Genomic DNA, 26,479 nt, shown 5'->3' on the forward strand with positions numbered 1-26,479 from the left:
AAGAAGATCGCCTTCCTGGGGTGGGCCTTCAAGAAGGACACCAACGACACCCGCGAGTCGGCCGCCATCCATGTGGCCGATGCCCTGCTCAGCGAGGAGGCACACATCGCCGTCTACGATCCCAAGGTGTCGGCCGAACAGGTCTACGCGGACCTGGATTACCTGGGCACCCGCTCCCCCGGGGAGAACCGGCGGCTGGTGACCGTGGTGGAGGACCCCTACGATGCCGCAGGCCGTGCCCACGCCATCGCCGTGCTCACCGAATGGGATGAGTTCACCACCTACGACTGGATCCGCATCAAGGACGGAATGATGAAACCCGCCTTCGTGTTCGACGGAAGGAAACTGCTCACAGGAAACAGGCTCGCCGAACTCGGGTTCACCTACTATGCCATCGGAGAATAGATCAGCAGACGCCGCCAAACCCGTAGCCGAAAGATGCCGTATCATACAGGAGTCTGCCGGCGCTTTGGTTGCGGTCACCAGGCGATATCGGTGCGACAAACGGCCAGCGAAACGCCAGTTGAGCGCACGCATACGGCTAAGCCAAACGAAGCAGTCAGAGGGCGTTCAGGCAGCGGATTTAGCCCAACCGAAGGGTATTATAGCATTCTTTTCGGGTGACTTGGCGGGATCGCTACTGGCTTACCGATGAGGCCGTAAGTACATACCGCCATTCTGCCGGACTCTTCGGACTGGATATGCGTTCTCCCATCATGTGCATCGGAAATGGAATCCCCGCAATAGTATGCCGCTTTGAAGAACATGTACCCATGTCTGCTAAGATTGGTATTTCATGGGAAAATTACAAGTCACTCGGAATTGTCACCGGTTGGGGAGGAATCTTTTTGCGACTCCTTTACTTTATCCACCAATCCCTTGCCCGCCTTACCTGCTTGTGTTGCTAAATCGGCAATCTTGTTGCCTGCCCCCGCAAATAACTGCTGCAACCGCTCCCCATCGTCGGTTTTGAAATCCTGGAGCGGGGTGATCTCGTTCATTCCTGATACATCGAACTGCAAATACGGTGCTTCAGGAAATCCCATGGCCCTTGCAATGAAAACCGTGGGAATCCGTAGCCTTTTGGTATTGTATTCCTTCACCGCATGGTTATATTTTTCACGGCTTTCCTGAATATTCTGCTCACATTGCTGGATGCTGTCTACCAACCGGTGGTACTGCTCGTTGGCTTTCAGGTTAGGGAATTTTTCGGCAATCCCTTGTACTGTGGCAAGCACAGTACCCGACTGTTGATACGAACTGGCCAAATTGGCGGCCGACGTATCTTGCGACACTTTGAGCTGAATCAGTTGCTCCCCCTCCTGGTAATTTTTCACCACATCGATCAACTGATTGATCAAAGCGAGCTTTTTGCTGATCGCTACCTGCGCATTGGATGCCTTTTCACGCACATCCTGCGCCAGTTTCTGCAGCGCATTGTAAGAACTGGCTGCTAGGATGAGGAGAAGTACGAAAAGTATGATAAAAAAAACCATTATAATCAGATAATGTGTTAGCGATTTTCGTTGGATATCAGGATGGGTACGTAAAATTCACCATCGGTAATGATCACTTCTTTCAAGTCCGGATAGGTTGTATAGGCTCGCATGGAAAACGTGCCTTTGACCGTCTTATCGCTGATTTGGCTGAACTGTGCCGTGGCATCATCTTTCACCTCAAAGGGAAGTGACGGCAATTGATAAAGCTGCGCATGATATTTTTCGCCCGATGCGTTGTAATGTGAACCAAAAACCCTCGAAATACTTTGATGGTACTCGGGCCATTCAAGTCGTTCGGAGAGCCGGTAAATCGTACCCGTCTCAAGCGGCACGGCATCCGTCACGGCAAAGAACACCGCGTCCCGATTTTGATCGTCTTCGTGCATGCGTCCTTGTATGAGGCATTGCCTGGCGTCCGTATCCGGCAACGTAAGGAATATCGCGTAGATCAATTTTTCGTCTGTATATTCATGGTTCGCTCCGTTGGCCTTATACCGGATGTAATACGCCCCCGGTACTTCCTCTTCTTTTCCCGGTCCATCGTCCGATTTGCTACACCCTCCGATCAAAAGTCCCAAGCAAACCAGGATGGCGGTAAAATGTAATGGATAGCTGCTCATTGTTTATTCCCTTTCTTATCAAATTGAAGATTATTCTACCAATAAAACAACCATAAATGAGTAACTGAGCACAGCGGATGAGTAATTGCACCCTTGGGAGAATAGGTGTTGTCTCTTAAAGGCGGCGGAGGGATCCAGGGATTTCGCTAGTAGCAAAGCAACTTTGGATACGCCCCGCAACTGGAAGACTCGCTTCGCTCATCCCCCCTAGGTTGCTTATGCGTATCCAATAAAATTGCGTATTCAAGCAATTTTATCTAAGTTTGAATTAGAATTCTCGACGAAATGAAGCAACTGGCAACCTATATCTGTATCACGATGGCCTGTTTACCTGCGTCCGGGCAAACGTTGGTTGATTCTCTCAAAAATAAACTGGCCAATCATAGTTCGGCGGATACCATCCGTGTCAGTTTACTCCTCGATATGGCCGATGCGCTCGTGTGGAATAGTCCCCAGGAAGCCTTGACATATGTGAACCAAGCCACCCAACTAACCGACGAACTCGGTTGGCAGCGAGGTAAAGCTTATGCCTTGCGGCAAGAAGGCCTTATATACTACGAACAATCAGACCCCGTCCGTGCAATGGACCGGTTTCACGAGGCACTGAAGGTTGCAGAACCGATGCAGGACCGATCTTTCGAGGCCTCCCTTTACAACAACATTGCCAATATTTACAGCGACCTGAAACATTACGATAAGGCGCTGGACCATTACAACCGTTTGCTAACCGTTTCTAAAGAGCTCCACGACACTGCCCAAACCGTCATAGCGAGCGTAAACATAGCGAGCGTATACATTGAACAGCAACAACTATCGTTGGGCATTGCCAACTTAACCGAAGCACTTCCCTTAGCCCGGGCCATCGGCAATCAACGCTTTGAAATGGCTATCGAAAATAACCTAGGCCGGGCGCTGGCCAAACAAGGTGACGACGAATTGGCACTTGAACATTTCAACACTTGCCTGCATCTCGCCGGGCAATTAGGCAGCGACGGAATTAAAGCCAATGTGCTCAATAGCATCGGCGAAATCTTGATCAACCGCCGCCAATACGCCGAAGCCGAATCCCGCAGCAAGGAGGCGCTCGCATTGGCGGAGAAAGTGGGTGCACTCGAATGGCAGGCCAATGCCTGGCAAACGTTAAGCAAAATTCACGAACGCCAAAACAGGCCTAGCGAAGCACTGCACGCTTATAAGCAGTTCATCACAATTCGTGACAGCGCCCTAAATGATGAAAAAAAAACGGAGATTGCCCGCAATGAAATGCAGTTTGCGTTGGAGAAACAGGAGGCATTGGCTGCTTCTGAGATGGGCCGTCAACGTGCCATCACCTATGCCATCATCGGCATAGCTTTGGTAGCCCTGGGCGCCTTGATGGCGGGATGGCGCTTTTACAAGCATAAACGCGACAGCGACGAGCGTAAGAAAATTGCCGAATTTGAAGCGCTGGTGGCCGATACGGAAATGAAAGCCCTGCGGGCCCAAATGAATCCACATTTCATCTTTAACGCATTGAACGCAATCGGTAACAGTATCGCCGATAAGGATTTTACCACCGCCGGAGATTACCTCAACCGCTTTGCCAAACTCATTCGGCAGATCCTCGAAAATTCGGAGCACAAGGAAATCCCTTTGGCCACAGATTTAGCCGTATTGGAAGGATACATTCAGCTTGAAGCCATGCGCTTGTGTGGCAAATTTACCTATGCGGTAGACATTGCCGGAGACATTGATCCCGAAAACACCTTGGTACCCCCGCTTATCTTACAACCCCTGATCGAAAACAGCATCTGGCATGGGATTCTTCCCAAAAAAGATACCGGACATATCGGCATACGGGTGCAGAAAGATGGTGATTCGCTTTGCTATATCGTGGAAGATAATGGCGTGGGAAGGGCTCCTGTAAACGGGCAGACCAATACGTCTAAACGCTCCATGGGAATTGCACTGACAAAAGCGCGGATTGCCATTGCGGGCACGCACCAAAATAAGTCTTCTGCTATTCTATTTGACGACTTACCGAATGGACTAGCTGTAACGGTGAAGCTACCGCTGTCTTTGCAATTTTAATTCGAATATCCCATGATTGATACGATCATTATAGACGATGAACCACACTGCATCCAACACCTGGAGCGGCTCTTGCAAAAACACGCTCAAGACAAGATACGTTTGCTGGGTTCGTTTGAGAATGTCGCACAGGGGATTGCGGCCATCGAAGCGCTAAAGCCCGATTTGTTGTTTTTGGATATCCAATTACACGGCCAAACAGGCTTTGACCTGTTACAGCAAATTGACACCAGCCGCTTGTCTGTCATTTTCACCACTGCATACGATCAATATGCCGTGCAGGCGTTCAGATTCAGTGCAACTGACTACCTGCTCAAACCGATCGATGCCGATGACTTAGTGAATAGTCTGCAGAAAGCCGCTGATAACCTAATTAAAAAGCAAGCCGATGCCCGATACGAGCTTCTGCTACAACATCTCGGCCATCGTTCCGATACACCGGCTAAAATTGCGTTGCCTTCTATGGAAGGATGGGACTTTGTACCGATTGCTGAAATCATCCGATGCCAGGCCCAGGGCAATTACACCTTATTTGTTTTGCAGGGAGGAAAACAGCTTTTGGTGTCCCGAACGTTAAAGGGTTATGAGCAACTGTTGGAGGGCCGAGGGTTCTTTCGAATTCACCATGCACATTTAATCAACCTCGCCCATATCAATAAATACCACAAAAGTGGATTTGTAACCCTGAACGATGGTTCCATCGTCGAAGTGTCCACTAGAAGACGGGAAGCCTTTCTTGCCCACATAACTGCGCGCAGCAGATGAAACCTTACAATGCTTCGGCTACTTCAATCGGCAGATCGGATTCAAGGATGGATGCACCATCCGCAAAGATAGCCCGGTACGCTTCGGCGCGTGCCTCTTCCGTTTCGAGCTTGTCATACGTAGGAGCAGCGGAAATCATACACATCACACCTTCGGCATGCAGCAGTCGATACAATTTCTGGTTCTCCGGTTTTACTTTTGGACCGATATACGCAATCATACGGTTAAATGGAATTCCCGCCGCTTTGTATTCCTGAAATTTCTCCACGGTAAGGATGTGGGCTGACAGCATTTGATCGCTGCTTTGATCGAGATAAAACCGCGCTTCCTCCGGTGAATGGACGGTGACCATCACAAACGAATACGCATGGTGTTTCCGGATAATCCCGGCGGTCTGTTCCAAGGGTAGATCTTTATGATCGAGATTCAGCACCGTCTTTCCTCTCGCCCATTCGATCGCCTCATCCAGCGTGGGGATACGATATTCGGTTTCTTTACCGTAGCGGTCTTTCAGCCGCAATTGCTTCACCTCCTCCCACGTATGGTCCGCAAGCTTGCCCGTGTCGGTCGTTGTCCGATCCAGCGTAGCATCGTGCATGAGTACCACTACCCCGTCTTTGGTGAGACGCGGGTCGATTTCAAAAAAAGCCGGTGTGTGACGTAATACCGCTTCCATGCCTGCAATGGAATTTTCAGTCAATCCCTGTTCCACCGTACCCCGATGGCCACTGATGATCGTCTTTCCTCTTTTGTATTTAAAAAAACGGTGCAGTTGCTTGGGCGACTTAAACTCCAGTCGATGAAGCGTCTGTTCCTGTGCTTGGCATTGGGTACCTACCACTAAAAACAATAAAATCCCGATTAAAAAATACGTATTCCTCAAACCTGGCATATCTTGTAGTATTATTCAATTTCAATAGCGAAAATCAGTCCGCCCAAATATATCCCTTTTTTTTGATGACTCACAAGAACTTACCCCTTCCGCTTTATTAGCAAAACCTCGTCGTCTTCCAACAGCATATAGCCGTACTCATAGCAAAACCGGTATTGCACGCCCTTTCCGGTTTCGTACATATCGGTGATGTATTCGAAATTGAACCCTTCGGTTACCAACGTACGCCATTTGACCCTGGTCTTCCCTTCGGGCGTCAGAGCTTCCAGAATTTTGCGGTTACGTTTGAGGATACTGTTGACTTTGCGCAGATAACCGCTGTCTTCACTGTTCCGTCTGTTGTTGTAACTGCTGCGACAGCTGTCGTCGCAGAATTTTTTATCGGCGCGTCCCCTAAGCGGTTCGCCGCAGTCCAGGCATCTTCTTTCTTCCATGGGTAAAAGGTTTCGATGGATAAAGATAAAAAAATAAGTAAACTTGCATAAAAAAGTAACTTAACTAAGTTTGTAGGGCAAATTCTGTGCGCATACTCATTATACATAACCACTATCAGAATCCGGGAGGAGAAGACACGGTAGTCGCACAGGAAGAATACCTGCTTGCCGAAACGGAACATGTAGCGTTGCTCACCTTCCGCAACCGAAAGGGCTGGCCGGGCGTCTGGCAGACCCTTTGGTCGCCCTGGAATATATGGGCGGGTCAAAAAGTGAAGCGTGCCATTCAACGGCACCGGCCGGATATCATTCATATCCATAACCTGCATTATGCAGTTGGACCGATCGCCATCCGCGTTGCCAAACGGAAGGGCATTCCGGTGGTTATGACCCTACACAATTACCGGCTGCTATGCCCTTCGGCAACGTTATTCCATAACGGGACACTGTTTACCGATAGCATTCATGCCGGATTTCCCTGGCGTGCTGTCCGTGTGGGTGTACACAGCCATTCCCGTTTTAAAACGTTCTGGCTGGCGCTGACAACCTGGCTGCATAGAAAAATGGGTACGTGGCGAATGGTAGACCGTTATATCACGCTTACCGATTTTGCCAAACAACTATTTATTGATTCCTCGTTTGGCGTACCCGCCGAAAAATACATCACCAAACCGAACTTCACGGCAGCAGACCTAAAAATCCCTGCGTCAATGGAGCAACCACGAACAGATTATTTCCTGTTCATTGGTAGGCTTACACAGGAAAAAGGAATAAACGTGCTTTTAGAAGCATTTGCCGGCACTAACTTCCGCCTGCACATCGTGGGCGACGGCCCGTTGCGGAACGAGGTGCTAGCAGCCACCCAGCAATCGCCAACTCTTACGTATTTGGGTACATTGGACCGAACTGCCATCGCTCCCCTACTCGCATCGTGCACCGCACTCATTTTTCCTTCCACCTGGTATGAAGGAATGCCTATGACCCTATTGGAAGCATTCGCGGCAGGGACACCCGTAATTGCCAGTGACCTGGGTGCCATGCAGTCCATGGTGCAGGACGGGCACAACGGATGGCTTTTTATGCCCGGAAATGCCTCAGCACTGCGTGAAAAAGCGAAGCAGTGGCTTGACACCGATGCCACTTATAGGCAATTACTGGGCAGCGGAGCCAGGCAGGCTTACGAACAGTTGTACACCGCCAAACGGAATCAATTGCTGCTGACAGACATTTACCGTACAGTTATCGAAGCCAGCCTGCGCAGCAACTAGTTTAACGGCTATTCGATTCGGACACTCCTTTCCGCTGCCGCCTTTTGGTCCACCATCGTTTCCATGCGAACATGGCCGCGGCTAGTACGACGAAAAATGGCCATCCGTTGATGATCCAAATGATAAAGTCGACAAAATTCTCCCATCCATTGCCGAACCCGTCTTTGAACCGACGGCTAAATTCACGGGTGGTCGGGATGGGCCTATAATAACTGATGTTCAGCGTCGAAAGGTCCGATTGATTGCTCAGATAACGCAGCCGTCCCTCCGTAGCTTCAATATCGGCCCGCAGCGTGCCTATCTGCTGTTCAATGGCTAATATTTCTTCCACATTCGCGGCACGGTCCAGCAGCTTCAGGTAACGGATTTCCAATTCCTTTTTCGTCCGCAAACGTGCTTCCACATCCACAAATTCCTCGGTTACGTCCTGTGTACGGATATCACGCTGGTCGATGCGCTGGGCAACCTGGCCAACAGCTGTCACCAACGCGTCGAAGTTGTCCGCCGGCACCCGTACCGTGAGGGATCGGCTCTCGCGGCCGTAGGTATGAAAGGACTGATCAGCGGTTACATATCCTTTGTACTGCTTGATCAAACTATCAAGATCCCGTTGCGCCCCCATTAAATCATCCGTTTCAAAAGAAAGATTACCTTCCCGGATCAACTTCCGTTCGATGGGAGCACTTTCTTCCACTTGCGGGGTAACCATCAGTTCCTGTTCGGCTGCAGCAGGTTCGAAGGCGTGTTCCTGCCCGCTTTTTCCGCAAGCACCCGCCAGCAGAACCACGGCCAACATGCTTGTGCAGACAGCGGTTGATACTAATTTTCTATGCTTCGTCATGTATTTATACAGTTTATAACAGGGATGCCCATCACCGGGCATTTCCATAAGCTATATACCCCGAAACACCAAAAGTAACCCATATTGGTTTAGTTCAATGTATTTGCTACACGTTGGGCCTCTTTCATGACACGGAAAAAATTGCCGCTCCAGATTTTCTTAATGTCCTCCTCGCTGTAGCCCCGCTTTACCAGCTCGTAGGTTAGGTTGCCTGCCTCACTCACATCATACATCCCCCTGACGCCACCGCCTCCATCCAAATCGGCCCCGATGCCGACATGGTCCACTCCGACTAGCTCAACAATGTGGTCGATATGATCGACAACCTGCTGCAGGGTAGCCAACCGGTTTGGGTATTGTTTGTATATCTCCTGCAGTTCCGCTTGCCGCTCTTTGCGCTCGGCATCCGTTAGTTCATTTATCCGGGGGTATTTTTTTCGAAGTGCTGCCATTGCGGCCACTCGCTTGGGGTTCTCCGCTCTCAGGTATCCACTGTACATGTTCATCTGGATCACACCTCCTTTTGCAGCTAACGCTTTGATCATCTCGTCGGATAGATTGCGTGGATGGTTGTATAACGCCCGCGCAGAGCTATGGGAAGCCACAATGGGGGCTTTTGATAATTCGAGGCAATCCCAAAAGGTTTCGTCGGACGTATGTGAAATATCCACCAGCATGCCCAGACGATTCATTTCCTTTACCACCTCTTTGCCAAAAGTACTCAACCCATGATGTTCGGGTCCCTTAGGGTCGTTGGATGAATCGCAAATATCGTTATTCCTGGTATGGGAGAGGGTCATGTAACGTGCTCCCCAATCATAGTAGGTCTTTAGCAATGACAGTTCGTCGCCAATGGCCCACCCATTTTCGACACCGATAAATATAGCCCGCTTCCCCTCTTTTTCCAGCGAATAGGCCTCCTCAGGCGTCGTGGCCACCCCTGCCCACTCGGGATGATCTGCTATCGCTTTATGAATGGTATCAAACAGCACCTTGGCCCGTCTCTTTGCATCGGCGTTGCCTGCTTTGGTACGGGCTCCCTGCCCAAGATAAACCGCAAAGAACATGGCATCCATCCCTCCTTGTTTCATCCGCGGAAAATCCACCCGCGAGTCGGTCGCTCGTGCATCATGTTCCTTGGCAATATCGAAACGAGGGTGCGAAACCATATACGTAGGTACGTCTGCATGCGTATCCAACGTAAAAGCTGCCGCATGGATTTCCGCTGCTGTTGCTTTGATTGCCGGATCATCGTATGTCTGGGAAAAAACCGCAGAAGTTGCCATAAATTGCAGGCAAAACACCAGCATCTGAAAAAACCTTCCCATGAGTGAAATAGCTATCCGTACAAAAGTATGCTAAAGATAGAAAAGCAAGTGATCAATCGCAAAGACTAATTCATGAACAAGGGTTACCAACGGGCCATAAATCGGCCAACGTTTTCTTTTATCATTATTAGATAATACGTAGATAATAGGGATTTTATAGGGACTTCATAGGGGCAAATACGAATTATACCCCTATGATTTATTAATTACATACGAATACCATATCAGTTAATTGACCAAACAATGACCAATTGGGAAGAAGGCGGTGGCTGCCCAGTGTCTAAAACCGGATAAACTCTTCGATCTGTTCGTTGGTAAAGCGGACGGTGTCTTCTTTAAAAAGATTTCCATCGGCGTCAAACTCCTGGAAAATATGGGGGATATGGATGCGCAACGGAAGCACATTCAACCGTATGTAGTGACACACACCGGTGAAATGATCGACCCCTCTGATGTTTCCATATTTACCGCCGGATAAACCAACCAGGGCTGCCTTTTTATTAAAAAAACTATCCGGAAACTTGCATGCATCCACAAAGGTCTTTAGGATACCCGGAAAACTCCCATTGTATTCCGGTATCACAAAAACAAACTTTTCGGTGGCCATCACACGGTCCTGGTAAGGCTGAAAGGCATCGCTACGGGTTTTGTACATATCAGCTGATATGAAGTCGGCCGATAAATCGGCAAGGGAAAGAATATGGGCTGCCACACCCTTTTCCATCAACTTTTGCTGATAATAACTGGCTAATTTAAACGTATTACTATGTGGGCGGTTGGTACCGGATATGATGGTAATCATGATGGATTAAATTAAAAAAGCGTATCTTAGCCCCTCGCATTCGGACTTGCTAAAATGCCCAAAAGTACAAATTAATGAATACTTTTGGGGCGTAAAGTACAACGTGCGTTAATTTTTCATCACTCATGGGTAAAATCATTGCAATCGCTAATCAAAAAGGAGGAGTGGGCAAAACAACCACTTCCATCAACCTCGCTGCCAGCCTGGCGGTACTGGAATACAAAACCCTGCTGGTCGATGCAGACCCACAGGCCAATTCGACTTCCGGTATTGGATTTGACCCGCGCACCATTAAATCCAGTGTGTACGAGTGTTTAATCAACAACCTCGATCCGCACGAAGCTATCCAACACACGGAAACACCCAATCTTGATTTGCTTCCTGCGCACATTGACCTGGTCGGTGCGGAGATTGAGATGATTAACCTCCATGAACGGGAATATAAGATGCGGAATATCCTGGATCAGGTGAAAAACGAATATGACTTTATTGTGATCGACTGCTCCCCTTCACTGGGTCTCATCACGATCAATGCACTATCAGCTTCCAACTCGGTCATTATCCCTGTACAATGTGAATATTTTGCACTCGAAGGCTTGGGAAAACTGCTCAATACCATTAAGATCGTGCAGAACCGGCTAAATACTGAATTGGAAATAGAGGGGATCCTGCTAACGATGTATGACGTACGGCTCAGGCTTTCCAACCAGGTTGTGGAAGAAGTGAAAACCCACTTTAATGAGCTCGTCTTCGATACCATCATCCAGCGGAATACGCGACTGAGCGAGGCTCCCAGTTTTGGCATTGCTGTAATCATGCACGATGCTAATAGCAAAGGGGCCATCAACTACCTGAACCTCGCACGGGAGATATTGGAAAAGAATAACCTCAATAAAGAAGAAAAAGAACACGTAAGCGCATAATACAACATGGCAGCACAACAACGGAAAATAGGCTTGGGCAAGGGATTGAGTGCGTTGCTCGACGACTCGGAAGAGGTCATCAAGCGGCCATCCGAAAGCAAAGCGGTGGGCGACGTGAAAGAACAGAAAATACCCGCCGGTATTAATAATGTACAACTTTCGCTGATTGCGGTCAATCCCTTCCAACCACGTACAGATTTTGATGAAGAAGCGCTGCGTGAATTGGCAGATTCCATCAAGCTACAGGGGTTGATCCAACCCATTACGGTACGGCAAGTGGAAAACGGAACGTACCAGCTAATCAGTGGGGAACGCCGGTTACGGGCCGCAAAACTGGCCGGATTGACCGAGATTCCGGCATATATCCGGACAGCGAATGACCAGCAAATGCTGGAAATGGCCCTAATTGAAAACATCCAGCGTGAAAACCTCAATGCGATTGAAGTGGCATTAAGCTTCCAACGGATGATTGAAGAGTGTAACCTTAAGCAGGAAGAGCTGGGCGAACGGGTAAGCAAAAACCGATCGACGGTAACCAACTACCTACGTTTGCTGAAACTGCCTCCGGTTATACAAGCCGCTATACGTGACGGTCAACTCAGCATGGGCCATGCACGTTCGTTGATCAATTTACCCGAAATTGATAAGCAATTGTATGTTTTCCGGGAAATTGTCAAGAAAGGACTGTCTGTCCGGAAAACCGAAGAGTTGGTACGGGAAATTCAGCAACGCATTCAAGCGCAATCGGCCAATCGCGATAAGCCTGCGCCGCTATCCTTCCAATACCAAAAGGTGGAGGATGACCTCGCTTCCAAATTTGCCACACGGGTAAAACTCAAAGTATCCAGCAAAAAAGGAAACGGAGCCATCGAAATCCCCTTTCACTCAGAGGACGATCTAAACAGGATCCTTGAATTGCTGGACTGGTAATGAGCAGACTACTACTTATCGTGTTGCTATGGGTTGGAAGTGCTACGGTTGTCTGGGCGCAGGAGCCCGATAGCTTACGGCGCGATACCATTCCCAAAGTAGCCACGCCCAAAGCTACCGATAGCCTAACCCTAACTCCAGCGGATACTACTGCCGCAGACACCACCGCTGCCGAAACCCGTCGCGAACGGAGGCAGCGGGAAAAACGTGAACGCGAAGCAAAGGAGCAAGCACAAACTATATTCAAAGACTCCGCGCGGCTTGCCCTGGAGGCAATTTCCGTTCGCCCCTGGAAGCAATCGTTGATGGTTCCCGGCTGGGGTCAAATCACCAACGGCGGGTGGTGGTGGCTGAAGGTACCGGTTATTTATGGTGGTTTTGTGACTGCGGTGCTGGTGTTTGAGTTCAATAACCGCTATTACCACGACATTCTGGAAGAGGTACAATACCGCATCAATAACAACCACGCTGTGGCACCGAACACGAAATACCCGAACCTGCCACCAGGACAGCAAATCACCGACTATATGATTACAGCTAAAGATTACTACCGGCGTAACCGCGACCTCACGATACTGGTAACGGCGGGTTGGTGGGGGCTTCAGGCCGTAGAGGCCTATGTCACTTCCATGCTCAAGCACCGGTGGGATATCGGCGATGATTTGACCATCAACGTTTCACCTACCCTGCTGCCGCAACCGGGTTCCACGTGGGTATATCAGCCTGCCACCATCGGTCTTAAGGTGAAGATGAATTTTTAACCATTTATACACATTTTATACTAAGTTTGCGTACTAGCAACTCACGTACATGAACATTGCATTACTCGGATACGGAAAAATGGGGCGGCTCATCGAGAAATTTGCCCTGCAGCGTGGTCACCACATCCATCTTATCATAGATGAAAACAATAGACAGGACATCGGCATTGTTGATTTAGAAGGAGCCGATGTAGCCATTGACTTCAGCAGGCCGGAGGCAGCAGTATCGAATATCGACCTCTGTTTTGAGGCAGATTTACCCATCGTCGTGGGAACGACGGGCTGGTATGATCAGCTTGGCGATGTAAAAAAAAGATGCCTGGATGGTAACAAAACATTAATGTACGGCTCTAACTTCAGTATCGGCGTAAATGTTTTTTTTCACATCAACAAATTGTTAGCCGCTGTGATGAACCCTTATAAGCAATACGATGTCCAGGTTGAGGAAATTCACCATACCCAAAAGCTGGATTCCCCAAGTGGTACCGCCATTACAATTGCTGAAGGGATTATTGAAAACACAGATTCGAAAACCGAATGGGTAAACAACCTGATTGGAGAAGGAGAAGAGCTTATTCCAAAGAGTCAGCAACTGCTTATTGAAAGTCATCGCATAGACGATGTACCGGGCACGCATACCGTGCTGTATAGTTCGGAAGTTGACCAGATCGAATTTAAACATACCGCTCATAGCCGTGCAGGATTTGCGCTGGGTGCGGTGGTTGCCGCCGAATGGCTAGCGGGTAAAACCGGATTTTACCAAGTAAACGAAATGTTTAATTTTTAACAAAACCTATCATATGGGATATATTGTTTTTGCTATTTTTCTCATCCTCATTCATATCGGTCTCTGGAAACTTTTCATCAAAGCCGGACGTAAAGGCTGGGAATCGCTCATTCCGGTCTATAAAGAATTTATCATTGCCAAACATATTACAGGACATCCAAGCTGGTGGCTTGCGTTGTTACTGATTCCCATTGTAAATATTTTCATCTTTTTCGGGTTGTATCTCGATTTGGTGAAGGCATTTGGCAAGCGCCGCTTTTGGGAATATGCTGCGACAATTTTGCTGCCCTTTGCGGTGTTGCCCTGGTGGGGCAACGACCCGAAAGTGGTTTACCTGGGCAAATCGTCTACCCCGGAGTTTAAGGAGAAATATCCGTATAAAAAAACCGTTGCACGCGAATGGGCCGACGCAATTGTGTTTGCAGTGGTTGCCGCAACACTCATCCGGGGCTTTCTGATCGAAGCATACATGATCCCTACGGGTTCCATGGAAAAGAGTTTGCTGGTGGGGGACTTCCTGTTTGTGAGCAAATTGAATTACGGTCCACGTGTCCCCATGACCCCCATTGCCTTTCCTTTTGCCCATCACACCATGCCCCTTGTGGGCGGGAAGGCGTACTGGGAAGGTGTGAAAATCGGTTATAAACGGCTGCCCGGATTCCAGCAGATCAAGCGGAACGATGTGGTGGTATTCAACTACCCCATGGAAGCGGACCCTCCCTTCAACCGGCCGATAGACAAACGTGAAAACTACATCAAACGGGCTGTAGGCGTTCCCGGAGATACGATCTCGCTCCGCGAATCGATACTATACGTCAACGGGCAAAAAGGTTTCGTTCCGCCCAATGGCCAAATGGATTATTATGTATACACCGACGGGACGGGTTTAAATCCGCAACGGCTGTTGGATATGCGCATCGAAAGCCCCTACCCCTACAGCAAAGAACCCTACATACTTTTCCTGACAGAAGAAGCGTATAAGGAAGTAAAAAGCTGGGCAAACGTAACCAAAATTGTCCCGAACATCCGGCACAGAGATACAGAAGAGCCCGGTATATTTCCGAATAATCCCCTGTACCATTGGAACATCGATAATTTCGGGCCAATTATTGTACCCAAGAAAGGCTGGACGATCACACTTGACAGTTTAACCATGCCCCTCTACGAACGTGCCATCCGTGTATACGAAGGCAATGAATTGGAAAGCCGGGCAGACGGTATTTACCTCAATGGTGCCAAGACAGACACCTATACGTTCAAAATGGATTACTACTGGATGATGGGCGATAACCGTCATAATTCAGAAGATGCCCGCACATGGGGATTTGTACCCGAAGATCACATCGTTGGCAAAGCCTTGTTTGTCTGGCTAAGCTGGGATAAGGACGGCACATTCTTCGACAAAATCCGGTGGAATCGGATTTTCATGGGGATAAAATAGGGGTGGGTGATCGGTGATCGGTGGTGAGTGATCAGCGGTCGGTGGCCAGTGGTGGGTGATCAGCGGTCGGTGGCCAGTGGTGGGTGATCGGTGGTGAGTGATCAGCGGTGGGTGACCGGTCAGCCGTTGGCGGCAGCCAGGTACCGTTTAATGGTTTCCTCCAGTCCCAGGTAAAGTGCATCTGCTATCAGGGCATGGCCGATGCTTACTTCCAGTAATCCGGGTATATGTTGTACAAAATACGGTAGGTTATGCAGATCGAGATCGTGCCCTGCATTGAGGCCTATGCCGGTTTGCTGAGCTACTTTGGCAGCCTCAACATACGGAGCGATGGCTTTCGCCGGATCCTGTACGTATTCCCGGGCATAGCCTTCTGTATATAACTCCACCCGGTCGGTTCCTGTTTCTGCCGCCGCAGCAACCTTTTCGGGGTCGGGGTCTACAAAAATCGAAACCCGGATCCCCTCCCCTTTAAACAATGCACACATATCCCGCAAATAATCCCGGTGCTTGATGGTGTCCCAACCATGGTTGGACGTGATCTGTCCCGGTTCGTCGGGTACCAGCGTAACCTGTGCGGGCTGTGCATCCAACACCAACCGAACGAATTTCTCTTCGCGGCTGTTGCCTTCAATGTTCAGTTCCGTCGTAAGGGCCGACTTCAGGTCAAAGACATCCTGATAACGGATATGCCGCTCATCAGGCCGGGGATGTACGGTAATACCCTGGGCACCAAACCGCTCGCAGGCGAGTGCTGCCTGAAGCACATCCGGATTATTCCCTCCGCGTGAATTACGGAGTGTTGCGATTTTATTGATATTGACCGAAAGTCTTGCCATGGAGTTAGTTTTTTACATTTACAAAGATAGAAATTATTAAATTGCGTGAGTTATGGATAGCTTTGACTTTAGCTTCAGATTACTCGACATCATCGACATTTTTTTGGTTGCGGTAATCCTGTATTACATATACAGCCTCATACGCGGCACCATTGCCGTGAACATCCTGATCGGATTAGGGCTCATTTATGTGATTTTTCTGCTGGTCAAGCAATTCAACATGCATCTCCTTACCGAGATTTTCGGTGGATTCATCAGTGTGGGTTCCCTGGCACTCGTCGTGGTTTTCCAGCAGGAGATCAGACGTTTTCTGATCCATATCGGCAAGAACATTTCGGTGAGGCGCAAAAACTTCCTATGGTCAATTTTTGTGAGCAAAAAGGCAGCTGAGCAGGATCACCGGGCCCATCTCAAACCGATTATTGATGCCTGTAGAAGCATGTCGAAATCCTATACCGGTGCATTGCTGGTTTTTGCCAAATATTTTGATGAGGAGTATTATCAAAGCAGCGGCGAATACATGGATGCCCAGCTTTCGAAACGCTTATTGGAAAGTATATTCCAGAAAAACAGCCCGCTGCATGACGGAGCCGTTGTTATTGTGGATTTCAAAATAAAAACGGCCAGTTGTGTGTTGCCCCTGTCGGACAGTGAAGACCTGCCGCTGCATTTCGGCCTGCGCCACCGCGCGGCTATCGGTGTCACAGAGGTGAGCGATGCCGTGGCAGTGGTTGTCTCGGAAGAAACAGGAGAAATTTCGTTTGCCAAAGACGGCAATGTCAACATGAATATCACCCACGAAGAGCTCGAAGAACTCTTGAATGCTTCGCTTTAAATTATTTTTTAGCTTCTGCCAATACCTGCCCGTTCAATCGCTCGTATTCCTCGTTATTTTGCTGTTTCGCAATTTCGAGTCCTTGTTGGGCAGTGGCAGCCGCACCGGCCTTGTCTCCGGCTTTAAGCTGGATACGTGCTTTCCAATATTTGATGTAGGGTGCCGGATTGGGCACCTTGTCGGCTTCGTTCATCCAGGCCAGCGCCTTTTGGATATCTTTATTGTTGTTGTAATAATATTGTGCAGCCTGCATGTAGGGCTTCTTCTCCCCCTTCATTGCCTCGTCAATGGCAGCCATGATTTCCGCATCCTGATCTACCACCAGGTCAAAACTAATCTTTGTCTTTTCCCAGGCTAGGTTCAACTTCGCACTTTGTGGTTTTACGTCCGAAAAATCCATGGTAAAGGTTTCCAGTGGTGCACCCAATCGTTCCGGCTTGACGGTAAAGCGCAACGCATCTTCCTCCTGTTTATAGGTATAGGCTCCCCATTGCTGGCTGTTTTTGCTCAAAATAACGGTCCATTCGCTTTTTCCCGGAATGGTCAGTAGCCCATAGGTACCCGGTTCAACCGGATGCCCGGCTACCATCACCTTATCCTCAAACGTGAGTGTAGGAACACCGTTTGCTCCTGTGCGCCAAACCTTGTCATACGGTTCTAGCCCCCCGAATATCGTTCTGCCATTCATGTTTGGGCGGCTGTAAGTAAGTGTGACGTTCCGGATGCCCAATCCCTGGACAATGGTTTGGGAACTGCTCGCAGGAGGAAGTTTCAATTGAGCTTTTACAGGTTGCCCAACCGTGGCAACAACTACGGCAACGATTACCGCTTTAAATAGGCCTTTATTCATATTGTTTGCTGTTAGTTAAAAATGCCGGAAGTTAGGGATTATTCTCAAGTGATCATCCAACATTACCGAAATATTACAATTCACACGTAATACAACCGCACACCACACGTTTTAAGAATGATACTTCACAAAAAAGTCCTGTTTTCCTGCGTCGTTCATCCTTGACGCAGGAAAATCAGGCACAATTCCTTCGATTAATATTACTTCGCAATTTGCTTTTCGCTCAATCTATGCCCGTAGCTTGCAAAATAGAGGATATAAAGATAGGCAGGAACCATCGCATACAGGAATGCATGCTGGAAATCTATTCCAAGGGTGTCTTTTAAGTAACCGTACACCAAGGGCCAGATTGCACCACCTGCAATCCCCATGATCATCACGCCCGATCCAACTTTTGTGAACCGGCCGAGGCCTTTAATACCCAATGGGAAGATAGCCGGCCACATTAACGCATTGGCAATCCCCAATAATGCCACAAAAATATAGGAAGTCATCCCCGAGGTGAATACCGAGATCGTGGTGAATGCGATGCCGACCAAGGTGCAGATCCGAAGTGCAAACTGTTGGGAAATGAATCTCGGAATGGTTGCAATCCCGATAAAATAGCCGACAAGCATACAGCCGAGTGTAAATGCGGTACCGTATTTTATAAAGAATGGGGGCAACGACAATAACCGCCCGTATGTTCCAATGATGTCGCCCGCCATCACCTCTACCGCAACACAGAAGAATATAGCCAGCGCTCCAAGGAATAAATGCGGAAAATGAAAGATGCTGCTTCTCTTTCTGACGTTTGCATTTGCGCTTTCTTCTACTGCTTCTTCCTTATTTACGTCAACTTCGGGCATTTTTACCACAAATACGATGATCGCCAGGATGGCCACGCCAATCGCCATTCCAATGTAAGGGCTATGGATCCTTTCCGAAAGTTCGGCCAGCAATGCATCGTGTTCAGCGCCTACTTTAAGGTCTTTTATTTTAGTCGAAATCGTATCGTAGTCCTTCAGTAAGATACTTCCCAGTACAAAAGGGACAATAATACCGGCGGTTTTGTTAAAAATCCCGACAATGGAGATACGTTGGGCCGCACTTTCAATGGGTCCAATGATGCTTAGGTAAGGGTTAATTGCGGTCTGAAGCAACGCCATTCCCGAGGCTTGGATAAATATAGAAACCAAAAACAAACCGTAGCTCAGTTTAGAGGCAGCGGGTAATATAACCAACGCGCCAATTACGATCAAAAACAGACTGAGCACAATCCCATTCTTAAATCCGATCTTGTCCAAAATCCATGAGCTGGGAAGGGCCAAAAAGAAATAGGCAATATACGAGGCAAATAAAATAAAGAAAGCCTGCAAATCTGTTCCTAAATTAAAAGCTAATCTTACAAATGGAATAAGCGCTCCGTTGGCCCAGGTGATGTAGCCCAAAATAAAAAACAGTGCGCAGCAGATGATCATGGGCAATAATGCTGTCCTTTGTTGAGTTGGTATCGGATTCATTGATTTAAAAGTTTACTTTTCATTAATCAGGTTGGTTGTTCAGTTAGAAACCTCCCATTCCACAAGACTATAAAATAAAATCAACATTTAAAATAAAAAAATCACGCAAACGGTTGTTTTTATGGTGATCGGGGGTGAGTGATCGGTGATCGGTGGTGAGTGATCGGTGAAGGGGGGCACCTGACAAGGAATCAAAGTTGGCTTCCACGTAAATAGGAAACGCCCTGAAGTTATCAGGGCATTTCCTACACCTAAACCGTATCATAAAACCATGGAATGGTTTTGTAGATACTTTAACTACAACAGATCGCGGAAAAGGTTTTCAAAGTTTTTATTTTTTTTGCTCCCCGAAAGCCATCACCAATCCTTATCAACTATCCATTATCAACTATCAACTATCCATTATCAACTATCAATTATCAACTATCAATTATCAACTATCAACCATCAACCGCCAAGATAACGCTCGCGGATGATATTGCGGTGGTGATTGAGGTGACCGGCAATGATATACAGAAACGCCCGGACGCTGATCAAGCGCTCGGAAGCAATGCCTTTGCGGGCCAGTTCGTGATCGTTGAAACTTCGGAACAGCATCAGGTTAGCCTTTCTTACCAACACGAACTCTTCCGACAAACTTTCCAATGACCGTTCGTTGAACCGTGCATTGGCCACAAAATCATCGGGTTCAAAGCCGATCAGTTCCTTGGTATCATTCCGTGCAAAACGCAGCGCACGGTAGGCCATGATCCGTTCGGTATCAATGACGTGGCCCACAACTTCCTTGATGGTCCATTTTCCTTCCGCATAGGCATATTCGGATTTGCCGGGAGGGATACCTGCTAGAAATTCGGGAAAGGCGGTAATTTGCTCATCGAGCAGTTCCATCACGTCGCCTGTGAGGGTTTCAACATAACTGGAATAAATCGCCGGATATTCATCAGATTTGAGCGGGTTCATATGTTTGGCTACTTGGTAATACGATTCTAAATGTGGTTCCTTTATCGATCTCTGACTCCTTCACGAAAATATGTCCTTTGTGGTATTCAATCATCCGCTTGGTTAAACTCAACCCAAGCCCCCACCCCCGTTTCCGTGTTGTGAAACCGGGTTGAAAGACAGCATCAAACTGTGCGCGGGGTATCCCTTTTCCGGTATCGCTAATGTCTATAAAAATTTGCTCTTTTGCAATATTTTCCAAAATAACGATGTCTATCCTTCCGGCCGACTCAATGGCATTTGCTGCATTTTTCAGGAGATTTTCAAGCACCCAGTCAAAAAGCGGCACGTTGAGCATCGCCTGCGCCTTCGTTTCACCGGAAACGTTGAATACGATCTTGTCGCTCGTCCTCACTTTGAAATAATTCACAAAATCAACCACCACTTTATAGACCATATGGTTATGCAACACCGGAGCAGAGCCGATTTTTGAAAAACGGTCTGCTACCACTTCCAGTCGCTTTACATCACTTTCCATTTCGATGAGCAAGGGATCTTTTTCGGCATCAAACTTGGCACGGACCAATTCCAGCCAGGCCATCAGCGAAGATATGGGCGTACCCAGTTGATGGGCCGCCTCCTTGGCCAGCCCCACCCACACCAGATTCTGTTCAGACTTGCGGATTGAATTGAACACCGTATAAGCGATACCCAGGAAGATGGCGATCAGCGTGAGCTGCACATAAGGGAAAAACCGAAGTTGATTCAGCAACAGCGAATCTTTGTAATACACAAACCACTGCCCATTATTCGGCAGGTTGATAATGATAGGCGGATGACTGCGCTTCATGATCGTCAACTGCCTACTGAAGTACACGGGGTCATATTGCAGGTTTTCATCCTCGTCGTCCGACAATATGTTTGTTTTGGTCGAATCCAGGTCCCGCCAATAGATGATACTATCGCGTGCGTCTGCAATAATAGCAGGCATCGACAGGCTATCACGCACGGCAAAGATGAAGGTGATCATCTCATCGTCAAAATCGGGCATCGTGATGATGTTCCGCATACTCATGGCCCACACTTCGGCTTTGGTCCGTTCAGATTTGGACAGATTCCTTACCAAGTAATTGGTATAGAGCAACGAAGCTGCCGCAATGAGGGCGGCGAGAATCAATAGGGCAAACTTCCATCGCTGCTGGTTATATTGATAAGGATTCATTCCGCCAAAATACATAATTCCACTAATAATGATATTTCAGCAGGTGTATTTTTTACAGGGGATTACCTTCGGCGAACTCCTTTTGGTCGGTTTTACTTTTAAACAGTATATGGAGTGCCTTGGTACGCAATGCAACTGGAAGACTCGCTTCGCTCATCCCCCAAGGTTGCTTATGCGCATCCAAGCTGCCTTAGCGAGGGATAACGGAAGCCGTGTGTTGCGTAAACGGTCTTGTGAAGACATCAGCACAGCGCAGTGGGTTCCAGACGCGTCGCAATACGCGGCTTACTCGACCTCCCGTATACACTTGGTATTTTTTATGTTTCCGCTACAAAATAAATAGTCAAATTAGCTAAGTTTGCGGCATGGATCAAGACAGAAAAGTGAGGGTGCGATTTGCGCCGAGCCCTACCGGGGGATTGCACCTGGGCGGGGTACGCACGGCATTGTTCAACTACTTGTTTGCCCGGCATCACGGCGGAACATTTGTGTTGCGTATCGAAGATACCGACCAGACCCGGTTTGTGCAGGGTGCAGAAGCCTACATCCAAGACTGCCTCAAGTGGTGCGGGATTGAACCCGATGAAAGTCCGCTGCACAGCGGCACATACGGTCCTTACCGGCAAAGCGAGCGCAAAGAAAATTACCGCAACTATGCGGAACAGCTGGTAGCGGATGGCTATGCATACTATGCATTTGACACGGCCGAAGAATTAGCCGCGCAACGCAAACTGCAACCTAACTTCAAATATAGCCAGGAAAACCGCAGCCAATTGCGTAATTCACTGAGTCTTCCGGCAGCGGAAGTGCAACGGCTGATTACCGAAGGATATCCTTATGTCATCCGTATCAAAATGCCCGTGGGTGAAACCATCAGCTTCGAAGACAGGATCCGTGGCATCGTCAGCTTTGATTCATCCCTGGTGGATGACAAGGTATTACTGAAAGCCGATGGCATGCCCACGTATCACCTGGCGGTCGTTGTAGACGACCACCTCATGGACATTACCCATGTGTTCCGGGGAGAAGAGTGGCTGCCTTCCGCGCCTGTGCATATCCTGCTATGGGAATACCTCGGCTGGCGCAGCCATATGCCGAACTGGGCACACCTGCCGCTGATTCTCAAACCCGATGGCAACGGCAAACTGAGTAAACGGGACGGCGACCGACTGGGATTCCCGGTGTATGCCATGAATTGGCAGGACCCCCAAACCGGTGACCTTACACGGGGATTCCGCGAAATGGGATTTCTCCCCGAAGCGTTTGTCAATATGCTTGCTTTGCTGGGTTGGAACGACGGGAGTGATCAGGAGCTTTTTTCACTTGATGAATTGGTGGCCAAGTTCTCGGTGGACCGCATCAGCAAGGCAGGCGCGAAATTTGATTTTGAAAAGGCGAAATGGTTCAACCACGAATGGATCAAACGAAGTGAAGACGAAGTGCTTCTTCCCCAACTGAATGATGTACTTGCAGAACACGGCGTACGTGACGTTGACCCACGGTATCTTTCTGCCGTGCTTTCCTTGGTGAAGGAACGGCTTACCTTTCTTCCCGATTTCTGGGAGCAGGCTTCCTTTTTCTTCAAGCAGCCGGATACCTATGATTTGGCTGCCGTACAACCGAAGTGGACTGCCGAAAAAACCACTTTTTTCTCAGAGATGATCGCCCAACTGGAAAATTTTGATCCGTGGCACAGTGCCGAATTGGAGAGTTTCTATAAGCTGGCTATCCAGGCTTCCGGCATGAAGGTAGGCGAATTGATGCTGCCCTTCCGTATTATGCTGGTAGGGGGTAAATTCGGACCACATGTCTTTGACATCGCTGCCCTATTGGGGCGCGAAGAAACCGTGGCCCGGATGAAGCGTGGACTGGAAGCGTTCGTTACCCCAACAGCTCCCTGATATCGTCCTGCGTGAGCGACTTGATGAAGCTTTCTTCGGTCGTGATGAGTGTATCGGCGATGCTTTTTTTGCGGTTTTGCAACGCCAGTATCTTCTCTTCCACGGTATCTTTGGTAATGAACTTGTAGATAAACACATTACGCGTTTGACCGATGCGGTGGGTGCGGTCTATTGCTTGCTGTTCCACAGCCGGATTCCACCAAGGGTCCAGGATGAACACGTAGTCGGCCTCCACCAGGTTAAGCCCTACACCGCCGGCCTTAATTGAGATGAGAAACAGCCGTGTATCTTGATTTTCACGGAATTGCTTAACCACTTCCTCCCGGTTTTTGGTTGCTCCGTCCAGGTAGGCATAACCAATACCGTGTTTGTCGAAATACTGTTTAAAGATAACCAGTTGCTTGACAAACTGTGAAAACACCAGCACCTTATTGCCCCGCCTAAGCACGGTTTCGAGGGTGTGGATCACACTTTCGAATTTGCCAGACTCACCTCGGAATGTACTGTCAACCATCCGCGGATGGTTAGCCAGCTGACGCAGTTTGGTAAGACCTTGCAGGAGTGCGATCTGCGGGGTTTTTGTTTTTTCGTCGCCAAGGTTTTCCAAAATGGCATTCCTGTATTCCGATTTTACACGCTCATACTGTTCGGCCTGTTGCTCACCCATGGTGCAATAGAATACCTGTTCCGATTTGGGTGGAAGCTCGGTAGCCACCTGGCTTTTGGTGCGCCGCAGTACGAAGGGTTTAATAATGGCCTGCAGCCGCCTCGCCTTTTCCTCGTCCTTCTTTTTTTCAATGGGCTGCACAAATTCCTGCTGAAAATAATGGTAGCTGCCCAGTAGCCCCGGGTTGAGGAAAGCCATCTGTGACCATAAGTCGGCCACGGAATTTTCTACAGGGGTACCGCTCAGTACCAAACGGTGTTTGCTCTTAAAGCTTTTTACGGCTTTAAAAGATTTTGAAGTTGGATTCTTAATGATCTGGCTCTCGTCCAGAATCACATAATTAAAATAATAAGCACTCAGCAACTCTTCGTCACTGCGGGCAATGCCATAGGTCGTAATCACCAGGTCATATGGTTCAAAGACTGCCGGTTCTTTGGATCTGCCGATTCCTGTATGCACCAGGATACGCAATTCGGGCACGAACTTATCCGCTTCGTTTTGCCAGTTATAAATTAAGGAGGTGGGCATGACGATGAGTGAAGTCATCGGCCCCTCACCGGGTACCGCCAGCTCCTTTTGTTTTTGTAGAAACGCCAGGGTCTGAATGGTTTTTCCGAGGCCCATGTCATCCGCCAGGCAGCCCCCAAACCGGTATTTTTTCAGGAAGTGGAACCAATTGTATCCGGCTTTCTGGTACGGGCGCAGCGAGCCGTTAAACTGTTTGGGTTCGTCGATCTCATCAATAGCGTCGAAGTTTGCCAGTTGTTCCAGCCGGCGGTCCATCGTCAATGCCGTATGCTCTGAGATGTCATTGAGCAATCCGATGTGATACTTGCTGAGTCGGATTGCCTTTTTGTCTTCCGAAAACTGGAACAGATGGTTGTACTGCGCAAACCATTCTTCCGGAATGACCGCAATTTCTCCATTTGGCAGCACGAACTCCTTGATGTTATTCAATATGTGGTTACGCAATTGGATGAAAGGCACCTCATAATTTCCGAAGCGGGCAACGGCCTGCACGTCAAACCAATCGTTGCCTTCTTTAACCGTCAGATCCAGTTCCGTACGGCCAAAGAAAAACCGTTTATGAGGGTCTTCCTGCACAATTTCGTATCCCAAGCGGCTAAGTTCGTCATTTTGGTCACGAAGCCAGTCCATCACGGATACGCGTTCGTCTCCGTTTGCAAGGGGTTCCAGGTTACTGAAAAGCGCGCTGGTTCTGTATAACCCCCTGTCCAGCAACTCCTGCATGCGTTTTTCCTCCCACTGCAACGACCGCTTGATGCGATGAAAGGTATATTGGTCTGCCGCCTCATCGTATTGCATCCGGACGGTCACCTTGTTTTCACCGCCCGAAGCGAACAGGTACGGGCCATAGCGGAAATTCAGTTGCAACTGCGATGTACCATTTTCAACGTACAGCAATTTAAGTACCGGTACCGCATCGTGCTGGTGGGTTTCGATGGAAAAACCTTCAGCATACACGTGGTGCTTTTCAATGAGCCCACGTACAAACGTTTCAAAGTATTTCCGCTCCGTGGCACGGGCAACCGCGATGTACCGTTTCTGCAAAAAAGGCGATAGCTTTTTCCCTTCAAGGGATTGATCGAAATGATAAAGCACGTTTTCCAGCAGGAGCCATGCCTGCTGGTTGATGATTACCTGGGCATCTTTATACATAAATTCGATGCGCTGCCCGCCGTATTTGATGGTAGGGAAATAGCGGGTTTCCTCGCCGTTGCGCCGGAAATGGAACAACACGGAAGCCGGTTCCGGTGCAATCTCGATCCGTTGGCCGGCTGCATACCCGTCTTTGCTCATCAAAAACAAAGGCTTTTCTTTAAGCAATTCCAAGGCCTGTACTAACCGCCGTTCGATTTTCGGCCGGATGTACTCGTAAAACTTGGTATCAAAAATCTTCGCAAAGAAATCGGCAGGCCGGACCGGTTTTTTATGGTAACGCTTGATGATATTCGTCTGCTCAATCTCTTCCAGCAGTCCAATCAACTTATAGTCAACCTGATCCAACACCGGTGCGTATTCGCTTGCCGTGTGGCTGAAAATGCGCCGATGTGTCAGGGAATACCCCCCATTGGGATTGAGCTGCACGATATGTGGCTCAATCAAACATCCCAAATAGGGATGTTCACAAAGGGAATAAACCAATTCGTAAGGTTGTGTAGTATCGACTTGCTGCATTTACACCGGTAGTATTCTAAAAATAAAGGTGCTAAAGATACGGAAATCTTCGGATAGTTATGCTGCATTTAGCAATACGGGCAGGGAAATCGCTTTTAAAAATACGCGGCGAGCAGGATGCTTCGGAAATCGTCATCCAGGGCAGCGCGTTGCCTCTTTTTAGG

The 26,479-nt window shown here is 48.6% G+C and carries 25 protein-coding genes; 12 read left to right on the plus strand and 13 right to left on the minus strand.

What is annotated here, in order from left to right:
* Together IEX60_RS24010 and IEX60_RS24015 are read left to right on the plus strand one after the other, a co-directional pair.
* On the plus strand, positions 1-405 hold a 405-nt coding region (locus IEX60_RS24010; RefSeq protein WP_308420777.1), incomplete at its 5' end, for a UDP binding domain-containing protein.
* Entirely contained in the window at positions 389-655 is a 267-nt protein-coding gene (locus IEX60_RS24015) for a hypothetical protein (RefSeq protein WP_188753947.1), read from the plus strand. The genes IEX60_RS24010 and IEX60_RS24015, both read left to right, overlap by 17 nt.
* 157 nt (positions 656-812) lie before the next feature.
* On the opposite strand, the gene IEX60_RS24020 is transcribed toward IEX60_RS24015, so the two are convergent.
* Both IEX60_RS24020 and IEX60_RS24025 read right to left on the minus strand, forming a co-directional pair.
* Complete coding sequence (locus IEX60_RS24020) at positions 813-1,496, minus strand: LemA family protein (RefSeq protein ID WP_188753948.1); 684 nt, start codon at positions 1,494-1,496, stop codon at positions 813-815.
* Positions 1,497-1,513: 17 nt separating this feature from the next.
* Positions 1,514-2,119 (minus strand): hypothetical protein, encoded by a 606-nt coding sequence (locus IEX60_RS24025; protein ID WP_188753949.1) that lies wholly within the window; start codon positions 2,117-2,119, stop codon positions 1,514-1,516.
* 285 nt (positions 2,120-2,404) lie between these two features.
* Here IEX60_RS24025 and IEX60_RS24030 point away from each other — a divergent pair, with 285 nt between their 5' ends.
* Positions 2,405-4,189: a tetratricopeptide repeat protein gene (locus IEX60_RS24030; protein ID WP_188753950.1), complete on the plus strand. Its 1,785-nt coding sequence runs from the start codon at positions 2,405-2,407 to the stop codon at positions 4,187-4,189.
* A gap of 12 nt (positions 4,190-4,201) precedes the next feature.
* On the plus strand, positions 4,202-4,954 hold the full coding sequence (locus IEX60_RS24035; protein WP_188753951.1) for a LytR/AlgR family response regulator transcription factor: 753 nt from the start codon (positions 4,202-4,204) through the stop codon (positions 4,952-4,954).
* A gap of 4 nt (positions 4,955-4,958) precedes the next feature.
* On the opposite strand, the gene IEX60_RS24040 is transcribed toward IEX60_RS24035, so the two are convergent.
* Both IEX60_RS24040 and IEX60_RS24045 read right to left on the minus strand, forming a co-directional pair.
* Positions 4,959-5,846 carry a glycerophosphodiester phosphodiesterase family protein gene (locus tag IEX60_RS24040; RefSeq protein ID WP_188753952.1) on the minus strand — a complete coding sequence of 296 codons (888 nt, stop codon included), beginning with the start codon at positions 5,844-5,846 and terminating at the stop codon, positions 4,959-4,961.
* A gap of 80 nt (positions 5,847-5,926) precedes the next feature.
* Positions 5,927-6,280, minus strand: a complete 354-nt coding sequence (locus IEX60_RS24045; RefSeq protein WP_188753953.1) for a hypothetical protein — start codon at positions 6,278-6,280, stop codon at positions 5,927-5,929.
* 86 nt (positions 6,281-6,366) lie between these two features.
* On the opposite strand from IEX60_RS24045, the gene IEX60_RS24050 reads away from it, so the two are divergent.
* The gene (locus IEX60_RS24050) at positions 6,367-7,548 is read left to right on the plus strand and encodes a glycosyltransferase family 4 protein (protein WP_188753954.1); all 1,182 of its coding nucleotides are present in this window, start codon (positions 6,367-6,369) and stop codon (positions 7,546-7,548) included.
* 1 nt (position 7,549) lies between these two features.
* Here IEX60_RS24050 and IEX60_RS24055 read toward each other — a convergent pair whose 3' ends face one another.
* From IEX60_RS24055 to IEX60_RS24065, 3 genes are all read right to left on the minus strand, one after another.
* On the minus strand, positions 7,550-8,389 hold the full coding sequence (locus IEX60_RS24055) for a DUF4349 domain-containing protein (RefSeq protein WP_188753955.1): 840 nt from the start codon (positions 8,387-8,389) through the stop codon (positions 7,550-7,552).
* Between the two features lie 89 nt (positions 8,390-8,478).
* Positions 8,479-9,717: a dipeptidase gene (locus IEX60_RS24060; protein ID WP_188753956.1), complete on the minus strand. Its 1,239-nt coding sequence runs from the start codon at positions 9,715-9,717 to the stop codon at positions 8,479-8,481.
* Positions 9,718-9,997: 280 nt separating this feature from the next.
* Positions 9,998-10,519: an NADPH-dependent FMN reductase gene (locus IEX60_RS24065; RefSeq protein WP_188753957.1), complete on the minus strand. Its 522-nt coding sequence runs from the start codon at positions 10,517-10,519 to the stop codon at positions 9,998-10,000.
* Between the two features lie 125 nt (positions 10,520-10,644).
* Between IEX60_RS24065 and IEX60_RS24070 the strand changes: the two genes are divergently transcribed.
* From IEX60_RS24070 to lepB, 5 genes are read left to right on the plus strand one after another with little or no spacing between them, the layout of a single operon-like run.
* Positions 10,645-11,442 carry a ParA family protein gene (locus IEX60_RS24070; RefSeq protein ID WP_188753958.1) on the plus strand — a complete coding sequence of 266 codons (798 nt, stop codon included), beginning with the start codon at positions 10,645-10,647 and terminating at the stop codon, positions 11,440-11,442.
* A gap of 6 nt (positions 11,443-11,448) precedes the next feature.
* Positions 11,449-12,372 carry a ParB/RepB/Spo0J family partition protein gene (locus tag IEX60_RS24075; protein WP_188753959.1) on the plus strand — a complete coding sequence of 308 codons (924 nt, stop codon included), beginning with the start codon at positions 11,449-11,451 and terminating at the stop codon, positions 12,370-12,372.
* Positions 12,372-13,133, plus strand: a complete 762-nt coding sequence (locus tag IEX60_RS24080) for a DUF5683 domain-containing protein (RefSeq protein ID WP_188753960.1) — start codon at positions 12,372-12,374, stop codon at positions 13,131-13,133. Before IEX60_RS24075 ends, IEX60_RS24080 begins: the two co-directional genes overlap by 1 nt.
* Positions 13,134-13,182: 49 nt before the next feature.
* Entirely contained in the window at positions 13,183-13,920 is a 738-nt protein-coding gene (dapB, locus tag IEX60_RS24085; RefSeq protein ID WP_188753961.1) for a 4-hydroxy-tetrahydrodipicolinate reductase, read from the plus strand.
* Positions 13,921-13,933: 13 nt separating this feature from the next.
* Positions 13,934-15,361 carry a signal peptidase I gene (lepB, locus tag IEX60_RS24090; RefSeq protein ID WP_188753962.1) on the plus strand — a complete coding sequence of 476 codons (1,428 nt, stop codon included), beginning with the start codon at positions 13,934-13,936 and terminating at the stop codon, positions 15,359-15,361.
* Between the two features lie 119 nt (positions 15,362-15,480).
* Here lepB and IEX60_RS24095 read toward each other — a convergent pair whose 3' ends face one another.
* A complete protein-coding gene (locus IEX60_RS24095) occupies positions 15,481-16,200 on the minus strand; it encodes a pyridoxine 5'-phosphate synthase (RefSeq protein ID WP_188753963.1) in 720 nt (239 codons plus the stop codon).
* 52 nt (positions 16,201-16,252) lie between these two features.
* On the opposite strand from IEX60_RS24095, the gene cdaA reads away from it, so the two are divergent.
* Positions 16,253-17,035, plus strand: coding sequence for a diadenylate cyclase CdaA (gene cdaA / locus IEX60_RS24100; RefSeq protein WP_188753964.1), 783 nt, complete (start codon positions 16,253-16,255; stop codon positions 17,033-17,035).
* A gap of 1 nt (position 17,036) precedes the next feature.
* Here the strand turns inward: cdaA and IEX60_RS24105 are convergent, their stop codons facing one another.
* The 4 genes from IEX60_RS24105 to IEX60_RS24120 form a co-directional block, all read right to left on the minus strand.
* Positions 17,037-17,885, minus strand: a complete 849-nt coding sequence (locus IEX60_RS24105; protein ID WP_188753965.1) for a DUF2911 domain-containing protein — start codon at positions 17,883-17,885, stop codon at positions 17,037-17,039.
* A 200-nt stretch (positions 17,886-18,085) separates the two neighbouring features.
* A complete protein-coding gene (locus IEX60_RS24110) occupies positions 18,086-19,387 on the minus strand; it encodes a sugar MFS transporter (protein WP_229717775.1) in 1,302 nt (433 codons plus the stop codon).
* A gap of 447 nt (positions 19,388-19,834) precedes the next feature.
* The gene (locus tag IEX60_RS24115) at positions 19,835-20,347 is read right to left on the minus strand and encodes a DinB family protein (protein WP_188753966.1); all 513 of its coding nucleotides are present in this window, start codon (positions 20,345-20,347) and stop codon (positions 19,835-19,837) included.
* The gene (locus tag IEX60_RS24120; RefSeq protein WP_188753967.1) at positions 20,328-21,548 is read right to left on the minus strand and encodes a sensor histidine kinase; all 1,221 of its coding nucleotides are present in this window, start codon (positions 21,546-21,548) and stop codon (positions 20,328-20,330) included. Before IEX60_RS24120 ends, IEX60_RS24115 begins: the two co-directional genes overlap by 20 nt.
* Positions 21,549-21,913: 365 nt before the next feature.
* Here IEX60_RS24120 and gltX point away from each other — a divergent pair, with 365 nt between their 5' ends.
* Complete coding sequence (gltX, locus tag IEX60_RS24125; protein ID WP_188753968.1) at positions 21,914-23,449, plus strand: glutamate--tRNA ligase; 1,536 nt, start codon at positions 21,914-21,916, stop codon at positions 23,447-23,449.
* Here gltX and IEX60_RS24130 read toward each other — a convergent pair.
* On the minus strand, positions 23,430-26,315 hold the full coding sequence (locus IEX60_RS24130) for a DEAD/DEAH box helicase (RefSeq protein WP_188753969.1): 2,886 nt from the start codon (positions 26,313-26,315) through the stop codon (positions 23,430-23,432). The two genes, gltX and IEX60_RS24130, sit on opposite strands and share 20 nt — an antisense overlap.
* Positions 26,316-26,479 lie beyond the last annotated feature (164 nt).

This window comes from Parapedobacter defluvii (assembly GCF_014642075.1).
GTDB classification, from domain to species: domain Bacteria; phylum Bacteroidota; class Bacteroidia; order Sphingobacteriales; family Sphingobacteriaceae; genus Parapedobacter; species Parapedobacter defluvii.